This is a genomic window from Chryseobacterium sp. sg2396 (assembly GCF_042610505.1).
In the GTDB taxonomy this organism is placed as follows: domain Bacteria; phylum Bacteroidota; class Bacteroidia; order Flavobacteriales; family Weeksellaceae; genus Chryseobacterium.
This window is the reverse complement of the sequence record NZ_JBHGAQ010000016.1, coordinates 1-12928: the sequence shown is the minus strand read 5'-3', so window position 1 is coordinate 12928 and position 12928 is coordinate 1. Positions and strand designations below refer to the sequence as shown.

8 protein-coding genes are annotated in these 12928 nt (G+C 40.5%); 2 read left to right on the top strand and 6 right to left on the bottom strand.

The window, feature by feature from the left end; genetic code table 11:
• Positions 1–28 precede the first annotated feature (28 nt).
• On the top strand, positions 29–1822 hold the full coding sequence (gene uvrC, locus ACED20_RS15990; protein ID WP_294225050.1) for an excinuclease ABC subunit UvrC: 1794 nt from the start codon (positions 29–31) through the stop codon (positions 1820–1822).
• A gap of 175 nt (positions 1823–1997) precedes the next feature.
• On the opposite strand, the gene ACED20_RS15985 is transcribed toward uvrC, so the two are convergent.
• The 4 genes from ACED20_RS15985 to ACED20_RS15970 all read right to left on the bottom strand — a co-directional run bounded on the left by ACED20_RS15985 (position 1998) and on the right by ACED20_RS15970 (position 7680).
• Entirely contained in the window at positions 1998–4877 is a 2880-nt protein-coding gene (locus ACED20_RS15985) for a T9SS type A sorting domain-containing protein (RefSeq protein WP_378105697.1), read from the bottom strand.
• A gap of 80 nt (positions 4878–4957) precedes the next feature.
• The gene (locus ACED20_RS15980) at positions 4958–5698 is read right to left on the bottom strand and encodes a hypothetical protein (protein ID WP_294199537.1); all 741 of its coding nucleotides are present in this window, start codon (positions 5696–5698) and stop codon (positions 4958–4960) included.
• Positions 5699–5706: 8 nt separating this feature from the next.
• A complete protein-coding gene (locus ACED20_RS15975; protein ID WP_294199536.1) occupies positions 5707–6789 on the bottom strand; it encodes a PorV/PorQ family protein in 1083 nt (360 codons plus the stop codon).
• A gap of 12 nt (positions 6790–6801) precedes the next feature.
• On the bottom strand, positions 6802–7680 hold the full coding sequence (locus tag ACED20_RS15970; protein ID WP_294199535.1) for a DMT family transporter: 879 nt from the start codon (positions 7678–7680) through the stop codon (positions 6802–6804).
• A 623-nt stretch (positions 7681–8303) separates the two neighbouring features.
• Between ACED20_RS15970 and ACED20_RS15965 the strand changes: the two genes are divergently transcribed.
• Positions 8304–9932, top strand: a complete 1629-nt coding sequence (locus ACED20_RS15965) for an acyl-CoA carboxylase subunit beta (protein WP_294199534.1) — start codon at positions 8304–8306, stop codon at positions 9930–9932.
• 263 nt (positions 9933–10195) lie between these two features.
• Here ACED20_RS15965 and ACED20_RS15960 read toward each other — a convergent pair whose 3' ends face one another.
• Both ACED20_RS15960 and ACED20_RS15955 read right to left on the bottom strand, forming a co-directional pair.
• Complete coding sequence (locus ACED20_RS15960; RefSeq protein ID WP_294239305.1) at positions 10196–11635, bottom strand: AAA family ATPase; 1440 nt, start codon at positions 11633–11635, stop codon at positions 10196–10198.
• A gap of 60 nt (positions 11636–11695) precedes the next feature.
• Complete coding sequence (locus tag ACED20_RS15955) at positions 11696–12817, bottom strand: VWA domain-containing protein (RefSeq protein ID WP_345767189.1); 1122 nt, start codon at positions 12815–12817, stop codon at positions 11696–11698.
• Positions 12818–12928: the final 111 nt, after the last annotated feature.

Here is a 12928-nt window from a genome sequence, read left to right as displayed (position 1 = left end):
TTGCTTTTAATTTCCGTAATTTTGTTATATGAATCCTTCTTTAGAATTACAGCTCAAAACTTTACCATCCGAACCCGGCGTTTATCGTTATTATGATAAAAATGATCAGCTTTTGTATGTGGGGAAAGCCAAGAATTTAAAGAAAAGGGTTCTCTCCTATTTCAACAAAACCCTTATGGGATACCGGATCAGGATCATGGTCGGGAAAATCCAGCGGTTGGAAACGACTATCGTGAATAGCGAGTACGATGCGCTTCTTCTGGAAAACAATCTGATCAAGGAGCATCAGCCGTTTTACAACGTGATGCTGAAAGACGATAAAACGTATCCGTGGATCTGCATAAAAAATGAAGATTTTCCCAGAATCTTTCTCACCCGTACCAAAATTAAAGACGGCTCCGAATATTACGGACCTTATGCGAAAGTGCGTCCGGCAAAGATTTTACTGGATACCATCAAACATATCTACAAGCTCAGAACCTGTAACCTCAACCTGGCTCCTGCTAAGATTGAAGAAGGAAAGTATAAAGTATGCCTGGAATATCACATTAAAAACTGCGAAGGCCCTTGTGAGGGGCTCGAAAGCAAGGAAGATTATGACGAAAAAATAGATGCCATCCGCGGGATCATTAAAGGAGATTTCCGGAAAGCAAAGGAATATCTGATGAACCAGATGATGAAGTATGCCACGAACCTCCAGTTTGAAAATGCCCAGATTATCAAAGAAAGACTCGATGCTTTGGAAGATTACCAGTCGAAAAACACCGTGGTAAATCCAAGCATTGACGATGTGGATGTTTTTGGAATGACAAGTGATGAAACGGCAGCCTATGTAAATTTCTTTAAGATCCGGAACGGAAATATCATCCAGAGTTTTACCACTGAAATTAAAAAGATTCTTGAGGAAAGCGACGAAGAGATCCTGGAAGAAGCGCTGATCGAAATCCGACAGAAATTCGATTCGAATTCAAAAGAAATCCTTCTTCCGTTCCATTTATCTGTTGAGATCCCGAATGTAAAGCTGATTGTTCCTAAAGTAGGTGACAAAAAAAGAATCGTTGAACTTTCCGAAAAAAATGCAAAAGAATACCGTCTGGAAAAACTGAAGCAAGTCCAGATCGTTGATCCGGAACGGCATACGAACCGGATCATGGCAGAAATGCAGAAGCTGTTGAGGATGCCGGTAGAACCTCGCCATATCGAAGGTTTCGATAACTCGAATATCCAGGGAACAAATCCGGTTTCGGCCTGTGTCGTTTTCAAGGATGGCAAGCCCAGCAAAGCAGATTACCGGATTTTCCACCCGAAGACCGTAGAAGGAGCAAATGACTTCGCCACCATGGAGGAAGTAATCTACCGCCGCTACAAACGATTGCTGGATGAAGGCGAAAGCTTACCGCAGCTGATCCTGATTGACGGAGGAAAGGGGCAATTATCGTCGGCAGTGAAGAGTTTAAGACTGTTAGGACTATACGGAAAAATTACCATTGTTGGGATTGCGAAAAGGCTGGAGGAAATATTCTTTCCGGAAGATCCCATCCCTTTATATTTAGATAAAAAGTCGGAAACGCTGAAAATTCTGCAGCGTGTACGGGATGAGGCCCACCGTTTCGGGGTAAAACATCACCGGACCAGAAGAAAAAATTCGACGATAAAATCTGAACTGGAGGAAATTCCCGGAGTCGGAGAAAAAACAATCGAACTGCTTTTATCGAAGCTGAAATCCGTTAAGCGGATCAGGGAATCCAATCTTGAAATCTTAGAAGAAATCCTGGGAAAAAGCAAGGCCAAGGTTATTTACGATTTTTTTAACCAAGCGTAAAAAAATTAACAACAATTACCAAATAATAAATAATTTAATAAAAATAAATATCATAATATTTGTTAATTTAAATATTTTTTATAAATTAGACATAGTTAAACACTGCTTAACGACTTCTAACATTTAAATTTACAAAAATTAAGAGACCGCCTTTTTCAGACAGTCTCTTTTTTTATTATTTTTTGAGAATTTTACTCAGGAATTCTCCTTTGCTTGTTTTTATCTTTAAGAAATATATTCCTGAACTCAACCCGGAAATATTTACTTTCCCGTTGAAATCCGGAATATTTTTCATCAGTTTACCTGATGTATCAAATAATTTGAGGCTTTCAATAGTAACGTCGTTCCGAATCTTTAATGAAAACTCTCCGGAAACAGGGTTCGGATATATCTGTATCTGCGGATCGACGGTCTTCGTATGGGCATCGGCATCATTCACTGCCAGATAAACAGGAAGCGGATCGATAACGGTATACAATTCATTTCCGTGCTGCTTGGTGTAGATGGTTAAAAACAGTTTTTCGTTATCGGTAGCCATTTTTAAAATATTTTCGTTGGCCAACAACTGGTTATCATCATTGGTAACAAAAATATCCAGAGAAGCCGTGCCTGCCGGAGTTCCATTGCTTCTCCACACCTTTTGGGAATCTCCATTCAGGAAATACAGGTAATTGTTGGTACAAGCCATGTCTTTTATTGCAGAAAAATTGGCTCCGAGACTTACTGTTCCTGCTGTAGTACCGTCAGTTTTTAATAATTGTGTTGCATTGTTGTTGGTAAAAAACAATTGATTTCCGCATTTCTTAAATTTAACATCCCCGAAAAAATTAACCGGTGAAACCTGCGTGGTTCCGGCAACCGTTCCATCGGTAGAATATAGTCCGCCGGGATATCCTTTCACGACATAAAATAATTTATTATTAAGGATTTCCGTATCGCTGTCGATGCTGGACGAGCTGTATAGTTCGCTGTGGGATTTCAGCAGAACAGCGGAAGCCAGATCGCCGTTGGAGGCAAAAAGTTCCGTATTGGAGGTATTTGTAGAGCCTTCTTTTCTTGTTGAATATAATAATTTGTTATTTAAATTTCCGACCACCTTGATATTTCCGTCGGATCCGTCCTGGAAATTGATCTGGATAGTTTTTATGGTATTCGCTTCGGTTCCGTCGGATTTCCAGACGCCCAATTTTCCGTTCTGTTTGGCTACAAAATAAGCAAAGCCGTTAAGTACTGTTGTTTTTGGATCTGTATTGTACATGCTGCCCATGCTTTCGGTTGAAATATCTTTTACCAGCACTACCGTGTTGGAATTGTTGTCAATCTTCCAAAGCTCCGTTCCCAACACGTTGTTATATCCGGAAAACAATAAGGTATTGTCATTAAGATTAACATAGAAAGAGTTATCATAGACAACGGTATTTCCAGTAGAAATAACCACTGAATTTGCAGAGGCTCCGTCTGTTCTGTAAAATCCGCTGACCGGATTAGGCGTGTTGTTTTTCGTATAGAGAAAGTTTCCGACTTTAAAAAGGGTATCGTTAAAATTTGTATACATTCCCGGACCAAAAGATCCATAGGTAAAATTGGTAAATCTTGTAATCTGTTGGGTGGTTTTATTTCTCTTGTAAAACTGGCTGTTGAATTCGCGGTCTGTTGCAATAAAAACGAGATCATCATTCAGCAATTCGTAAGAATGAGGCGAACTACTTTCATACCTGCTGATATCCGATGCCAGGACAGCTGACTGCGCAGACGGATCCAGGGAATATAATTCCATCCCATTCTTAGGGCTGCTTCCTGCCAGATACAGTTTTGAATTAAAATCCACAACCCCATTCGCAGCCGTCATCCCCAATGCTGACATTTCGAAGGTCTGGGCAGCATTTCCATTGGTAATCCAGAAGCGGTTTCCTTCGTTGGGTTTTGTAAGAATTAAGTACTGCCCTTCTGAGCTTTTTCCGTACAGCATATTATTGGCAGGCGTATTGAATAAAACGGTTCCGTTTTCCGTTCCGTCCGTTTCCCAGATATAATTGCCGTAGCCCGGATTTATTCCGTTTGCGTTGCTGTCAAAGTAAATTTTATTGCCTACTTTCAGAAACTTCTGATTGATACTCATGGAGCTGGTCGTTCCGGGATAAATATCCTTTAAAATTTTTGTCCCCGCAACCGTTCCGTCTGAGATCCATGGTTCAAAACCTCCGTTTGTGGCACTGAATCCTGTAAATACAAAATAGTCTCCTCCTGAAGCACCTTCCAACTGAGGGGAATTCTGCATAGGCAGCAGAGGATTTGTACCTGCGGTCGTTCCGTCACTTTCATAAAGCACATATCCGGTTGCCGTATTCGCCATGAAGTAGAATTTCCCGTTGTTCAGCGTGAGCATTTTGAAATCGTTTGAAATACTGCTTCCGCTGTTTGGGGCAATATCTTTTACCAGAGAAGTCCCGGCAACGGTACCGTCAGATTTCCATATTTCTTTACCCGAAATTCCGTCATTGGCCGCAAAGATCAATTGGTTATTATAGGAATATAATTTTACATTTCCGGAGTATTCAAAGGTTTTTAATAAAGAAAGGTTATTCGAGCCCGTATCAAATACCCAGAGCTCTTTGTTCTGATAGTAGAAAATTTTATTTCCTACGACGGCGAACTCATCAATGGAATAATTAGAATTGATGTCCTGTCTTTTTACAGTTCCGGCAGGCGTTCCGTCCGTTTCCCAGATCTGGTAGCCAGAATAATTCTGCTGTGCTAAAAAATAAACTTTGTTATTCAGTTTTACAAATATAGAGTTGGAAGGAATCCCGCTATTCTGTCCTGCAAAAATATCTTTCAGTAATGTCGGCTTCTGTGTTGCCGTATTGTAAACCCAAGGTTCCAATCCTTCATCCGTATTTCGGGACGCCGCAAAAATAATAAGATCGTTGAGTCTTATCAAATTGTAGGGAGAACTTCCTGCCCCATAATGGATCTCATTCAGTTGAGTATTCAGCGTCTGGGCATATGAATACATTGAAAATGCCATCAATAAGGTTGTGCAAATTTTTTTCATGGTTGTTTGTTTTAAAAAGTTAATCCTTAACTCATTTTCGTTGAATTAAGGATCAGGTCTTCTTCTATCTATTTTGTAATTTATTTTTTCGAAAATATCTCTTTCGTATAATTTCCGTTAGCCTGCGGCATTTCAATAACAATATTCCCATTCTCATAATACCCCAGTGTAGATTCTCCGTTCTGAAGTTTCACTCTGAAAACGTCGTTTTTAGTGGTTGCTTTAAAAGTCGCAAAAGGAGAAGAACTGTTGTTTCCGACCAGAATAAACTGTAAGGCATCGATCTGGATTTTCTGAAGCTCCGTTTTACCGTTGCTGAATTTTACAGCAGACTGATCTGCCGTGTCAACCAGCTGAGCGGTAACCGCTACATCCTGAACACCGGAATGAGGTTCAGCAATCCTGTTTATTGGGTTGGCTGGGGAAATAGATACGAAAGTCTGCTTCAGGGCATCCTGATATCCTTCTTTATATTCTTTGATATTTGAAGTACCTTTTGCAGAAGAAATTACTTTATCATGACAGTCTTTAAACTGAAGCAATACTTTATTCCGCAGGAAACCGCTGTCGTTAATAATATCCGCCGCTAAAACGTTACACGGATTGCTCTGTGCTTCAGCAGGCCACTGCAGTTTATCTTCAGGAATTACCGTATAATTCTTGTTTCTTAAAGTTTTGATCAGCATTTCTCCCAACCCGTAATCTTCTTTTTTGAAAGTTGCAAATTTTGAAGGAACCGAAATATATTTATAATCCGGAACCTTTTGTCCGAAAGCAAACACGGAACAGGCTGTTACTATAACAAGTGAAATTTTTTTCATAATCAAATTTAATCATTTCTGAATTGTCCGATATCCAGTTTCAGGGAAAAAAAGTTGGAATAGAAATTCGACCCTCCGATTCCTGAGTTGGTGATCGCATAATCTAGGGTAAGCCCTCTGTAACGGATTCCGATCCCGGCACTCGGCTGAAAGGATACTTTTCTCCTGAGGTCTTCAATATCGGTAATGGATTGGAACCTGTTTACTCCTAATCTTACGAAAATCATCTTCTGATAGCCCAGTTCCGCTCCGGCATAAGGCGTTAAACTGGCAAAATCCGTCGAAACCAAAGCCGCCGTTTTTGCAAAATCCACATTGATCCCCGCTTCCGGCAGTACGTAAACACTGCTGTTGATTTCAAACATTTTACTGGCACCCACATTCAGCTTAGGCATGGTAAGTTCCATTTTATCTTTCGGTGCAGGGTTGAATTCTTCACCGTTTACTACGGTAGAAAGTTCCTTCTGGTTTACGCTCCAGAAGTTTACCGTAGTGGTTGCATCCCTTAACATCCCTCCAAGTTTCCAGCCGTTGTCCAGTTTATAAATCGCTCCAACATCAAAACCAAAGCCATAGCCGTTAGCAAATTTTCCTACATTACGGTAAACGATTTTGGCATTGATCCCGACATCCAGCCTGGTATTTCCTGCGGGATTAAAAGCATACGAAAGGATCGCCGCGTAATCGGACTGTGAGAATTTCGTGATTTTATCATAGTCGATATTTCCCTCGGTATCAATTAATTGAGTTGTATTCAAGATATTATCTACCCCTAATCTTACGACAGAAACTCCGAAAACCCCGGTTTCCAGTACTTTGGCGTAGGCCAGATAATCGTATTTGGCAATAGACTCAAAGTATTCGGCGTGCATGGCAGCACCCTGCCAGTCTCTCTCAACGCCCATCAGCCCGGCCGGGTTCCACATCGGCGAATACACATCATCCTGATTGGAGATTACCGCTCCTCCCATGGCCAGCCCTCGTGCTCCCGCTCCGATATTTAGGAATTCGTTGGAATATTTCCTGATAATCTGGGATTGCGACATCCCGAAAATCAGGGCGAACACAAATAAAAGATATTTTTTCATCATATCAATTGATGCTTAATTTAAAGTTTTTTGTTTCTTAGCTTTTATTAATCCGTTGACAATGATTGCCAGTATCATAACTCCTGAAGCGATATAAAAAACCGGACTCATATGTTCTGATTCTCCAAAGATAAAAAAAGCTAGTATAATTCCGTAAACCGGTTCTAAATTAACTGTTAAAATTAACGTGAACGGCGAAATATATTTCATCAGATTCACCGATTCGAGCATTGGGAAAGCCGTAAAAACACTTGCCAATAAGCCTATTAACGCAAGGTCACGGTAACTTATTTCATTAATTTCGAAAATTTGTCCGCTGAACAGGTAAAAGAGCATCAAAACAAACCATCCTGAGAATATTTCATAAAAAATAATGTTTCCGGAACTGGTCTTTCCGAACATTTTTCCGTTAAAAACTGAAAATATCGTCCCGAAAACCGCACACATCACTCCGTAGAAAATGCCTTCCTTGTACTGGAATTCCGTTTTAAAGATCAGTAAAATACAGGCTACGATCACCAGGCCCATGATCACTTCCGAAATATCAATTTTCCTTTTAAAAATGACAGGTTCCATAATGGATGCAAATAAGGTTGATAATGAAAGGCAGCTCAGAGCAATTGAAACATTGGAGATTTTAATCGAATGAAAGAAACAGTACCAATGCAGAGCCATGGATAACCCGATAGCCGCCAGCTGGAAGAATACTTTCTTTGAAACCTTAATGCTGTCTTTCCTAAAAACACGGATATATACAAACAGGCAAATCGCCGCAAACAGCATTCTGTAAAAAACAAGGATCTCCGCGTTCGCATGAATCAGCTTTCCCAAAATTGCCGTAAATCCCCATAAAAACACAATTAAATGCAACCTGAAAAGAGCCAATTTATGCATATCCTACCTTCTTATATTATTTTTGCAAATTTACAAATCGGTTTTACAAAACCTGTAATAAATTTATAATAAAATGATGGTTTTTTTGAGCAATTTTGACAGGTATTATTAGCAAAGGTTTAGAATATAACAACAAAAGTTTTTAACGCTAACTACGCTAAGAATAGGTTAGGTTAAATTCTATCCGCATATTTTCCGGGCGCTAAGGCATTTCATTCAGCAAATGATAGCAATAGATATTATTTAAAAGTGTTTCTTAATGATTACCGAAAAAATTTTGAAATCCGTTAGGTTTATGTAGTCCTCCAGTACATGGATTCTGATATTTCCAAGAGCATTCTGGAAAGCATTTATATGGACATATAAAAAAACCCTGAAAATTTATTCAACTTTCAGGGCCTTCAAATAATAAACTATTAAAAAAATAAACTAGGAACTAGAGAAGTATAAGATATCACTCTTACTTTCTCTATTGTAAAGTTAGCAAATTACGAACCATAAAAAATATTTTTTTTGTTAAATATTTCATAAATTTCTGAAAACCAATTTATTAAACAATTGTTTACATCAACTTTTATTCCATTGAAAAAATAGTATCTTTAAAGGGAAAAAATTGAAACTTTATGGACATTGAATTCAACAAAAGAGAAGATCAGAACAGATTAAAATTATCCGAAATCAATCGTCTGCTTTCAGAAATAAAAAAAGGAGGCGGAGAAAAGAGGCTTCAAAAGCTTCGTGATGAAGGTAAAATGACAGCCAGAGAGAGAGTAGAATATCTTCTCGACAAGGATTCAGATTCTATAGAAATAGGTGCTTTTGCCGGCTATGAAATGTACGAGGAACACGGCGGATGCCCAAGTGGCGGCGTAGTCGTAGTGATGGGCTATGTTTCCGGAAGACAATGTATTATTGTGGCCAATGACGCTTCAGTGAAAGCCGGTGCCTGGTTCCCGATTACCGGAAAGAAAAACCTGAGAGCCCAGGAAATAGCCATGGAAAACAGGCTTCCTGTTATTTATCTGGTAGACTCCGCAGGAGTTTATCTGCCAATGCAGGATGAGATTTTTCCGGATAAGGAAATGTTCGGAAGAATTTTCAGGAACAATGCAAAAATGAGTGCGGCAGGAATTGTCCAGATTTCCGCAGTAATGGGCAGCTGTGTGGCCGGAGGGGCTTATCTTCCGATTATGAGCGATGAAGCAATGATCGTCGAAGGAACAGGTTCTATTTTCCTGGCAGGAAGTTATCTGGTAAAAGCAGCCATCGGAGAAAGCATTGACAATGAAACGCTGGGCGGAGCCACTACCCACTGCTCGATTTCCGGGGTTACCGATTATAAAGCAAAAGACGATAAGGATGCCTTAAACCGGATCAAGAATATTATGAAGTCTCTCGGAAGTACTGAAAAAGCAGGCTTTGACAGAATTGAAAGTGCTCAGCCGAAAGAAAAACCGGAAAATATTTTCGGAATCATTCCGGTTTCCAGAGCCGAACAATATGATACGTATGAAATCATCAAATGCCTGGTCGACAACTCGGAGTACGAAGAATACAAGCCCGATTACGGTAAAAGTATCGTCTGCGCTACGGCAAGGATCGATGGCTGGTCCGTCGGTATTGTAGCTAACCAGAGAAAGCTGGTAAAAAGCGGGAAAGGCGAAATGCAGTTCGGGGGGGTAATTTATTCCGATTCTGCGGATAAGGCGACCCGGTTTATTGCCAACTGCAATCAGAGAAAGATTCCTTTGGTTTTCCTTCAGGATGTCACCGGTTTCATGGTAGGTTCAAAATCCGAGCATGGCGGCATTATTAAAGACGGTGCGAAAATGGTCAATGCCGTTTCCAATTCCGTAGTTCCTAAATTTACGATCATTACCGGAAACTCATATGGAGCAGGAAACTATGCCATGTGTGGAAAAGCGTATGATCCAAGGCTGATTGTAGCGTGGCCATGGGCAGATCTTGCGGTAATGGGCGGCTCGCAGGCAGCAAAAGTGCTGGCCCAGATCCAGGAATCAACTCTGAAAAAACAGGGAAAAGAAATCACGGAAGAAGAGCATAACAAAATTTTAGAGACCATTTCCAAAAAATACCAGAAGCAGACCGAAGCTACGTATGCTGCAGCAAGACTCTGGACAGACGCCATCATCAATCCGGTAGATACCAGAAAATGGATCTCCATGGGAATCGAGGCAGCCAATCATTCGCCGATTACAGAGAAATTCAATCTGGGAGTTATTCAGGTTTGATAATTGATAATTGATAATTGATAATTGATAATTGATAATTGATAATTGATTACAAAATAAAAAGATGTGAAATCAATTTTTCACATCTTTTTTGTTGGTACCAGGGAACATATCTTTATTTACGTTCACTGCTATCCGCCACTACCATCTAAAAGTATGTTTTCCAATATAGCCCCGATTGCCGCGGCATCCTTTTTTTGAAGTAGGAAAGGCAAGGAAAAAAAGATATAGCAGAAAGCGGGAAACAGCTCCTAAAAATAGAATCAGGAAAAGAATATCCCAGTTCTGAATCTTTCTTTATTCAGTTTTTTATTGACGGCCAGGCCCCAAAGAATAAATTCTTTCAGGAAAAGCATATCTTCCGGTTTTGTATCAGGCTGATATTTTTCGATGATCTTATCCAGGGGACTGATCCTGTTAAGGTTTTTAGCATAGACTTCATCAGAAGATTCATCAGTGATTTCCAGGAAGCCGTCGTCTTCCATAAACCAGTCCGTAATCTGGCTGAACGGCCCATCCACATTCTTTTTCTCCAGCTTTTCGACTTTCGGGAAGTAGGTCATGAATAATGTTTTTACCGCATTGTCAAGCAACATTTGAGCTACTGCTTCCGCACCTTCCTGCTCACCTTCATACACCAGTTCCACTTTTCCGGTAATGGCAGGGATTACGCCTACGAAATCGCTTAGACGAACCGAGGTAGCTTCTTCTCCAGTCAGCAAAGCCCTGCGTTCTGCAGTACTCAACAGGTTTTCGAAAGCTGTGATGCTCATTCTTGCACTTACCCCGCTTTTGGCATCTACATATTCACTTTCACGTGCTTCAAAACCAATCTGTTCCAGCAGGTCTTTTGCCAGGCCAGGAACATATATCCCATCATTCTGACGGCTGTCAAGGCTTGATTCATAACTGGTAATTTCCTTGGCAATATGGATATTTTCAGGATAATGGGTCAAGATCTGCGATCCGATCCGGTCTTTCAGCGGAGTTACTATGCTTCCTCTGTTGGTATAATCCTCCGGGTTTGCAGTAAAGACAAACTGAATATCCAGCGGCATTCTTACTTTAAATCCACGGATCTGCACATCACCTTCCTGCAGGATATTAAACAACGAAACCTGGATTCTTGCCTGAAGATCGGGCAATTCGTTAATAACAAAGATGCACCGGTTTGCTCTGGGAATCATTCCGAAATGGATCACACGGTCATCGGCGTAGGAAAGTTTGAGATTCGCTGCTTTAATAGGATCGACATCCCCAATAAGATCGGCGACCGTTACATCCGGCGTGGCTAATTTTTCAAAAAAGCGTTCGTCACGGTGCAGCCATTCGATGGGTGTCTGGTCTTCTTCTGATCCGATCAGCTCTTTTGCATAGCGGGAAATCGGATTGAACGGATCATCATTGATCTCACTTCCCTGTACAAAGGGAATCCATTCATCCAGCAATGAAGTCATCATTCTTGCGAGCCGTGTTTTAGCCTGTCCTCTCAAACCTAATAAATTTATATTATGCCGGCTCAGGATTGCCTGTTCCAGCTGAGGAATTACCGTATCCTCATAACCGAAAATCCCTTCAAATACTGATTCTTTATTTTTTATTTTACTTCTTAAATTATCTCTGAGTTCGTCTTTAATGCTTTTGGTTTGGTATCCTGATGCTTTTAACGAACCTAAAGTCTTTATATCTGGCTTTGCAGTCATTGTATGTAATATGTGATTGATAATAGTTGATTGATATTGGTAAATTTCAACAATTAATAGTTAACGTATTCTTTTCTTGCGGTTGGCTTCATAATCTTCAAAAATCATTTGTCCCAGACCGTTAAGCCCTGTATAAAAAGCTTTCCCCTGATTGGCTTCTGTAAATTCGCTCACAAAATGCTGGAGGTAAGGATCCTGGGCAATCATAAACGTGGTAATGGGAATATGCAGCCTGCGGGCCTGTGCCGCCATATTGTAACACTTCTGCACAACATAATCATCCAAACCGTAAGAATTCATGTAATAGGTACCGTCGGGCTCGCGTACACAGCTTGGTTTTCCGTCGGTGATCATGAAGATCTGTTTATTGGTATTTCTTTTTCGTCTTAAAATGTCCATCGCCAATTGAAGTCCTGCGACGGTATTGGTATGATAGGGCCCCACCTGAAGATAAGGAAGCTCTTTGATCTTAACCGGCCAGGCATCATTCCCGAAGACAATAATATCCAGGGTATCCTTCGGATAACGGGTAGTAATAAGTTCTGCCAATGCCATCGCGACTTTTTTAGCAGGGGTAATACGGTCTTCCCCATACAGGATCATGCTGTGGCTGATGTCGATCATCAGAACCGTACTCATCTGCGACTGATGCATGCTATCCTCCACAATAAGGTCATCTTCCGTAAGATGAAAATCTCCGATTCCATTATTGATCTGTGCATTTTTGAGACTTTCCGTAATGGAAATTTTCTCAACCGGATCGCCGAAATTGTAGTTTCTGAATTCACCGGTCGTATCTTCACCGGCACCACTTTTCTTGGTCTTATGATTTCCGTTCCCGCTCTTCGCCAGATTCCCAAAAATCTGATTCAAGGCCTGTTTCCGGATGTTCTGCTCCATCTTTGAGCTTAGCTTTATCCCATTGCCACTGCCATTAGGATCAACTTCTTCACGAATGTAGCCTTTCTTTTTAAGATCTTCTATAAAATCATCAATGGTATATTCAGGAGTAGTCAGCTGGTACTCTTCATCCAGCATCCGGAGCCAGTCGATTGCTTCATCAAAATCTCCGGAAGTATGCGTTAACAGATCGGTAAAGATTTCCAGCAGCCGATCAAATATGGATAATTCCGGTGCCTTGTAGGTTTCAAACCTGAACCCTCTCACAATTTGCTCTTTCATATTCTAAAGTTACGACATAAATCTACGTTAGTCTGAAAGATTTCGTCTATTTTAGTTTTTATGATTAAGAATAATACAGAAGTAATATTCAGGAGCTTTATCCCGCTATCC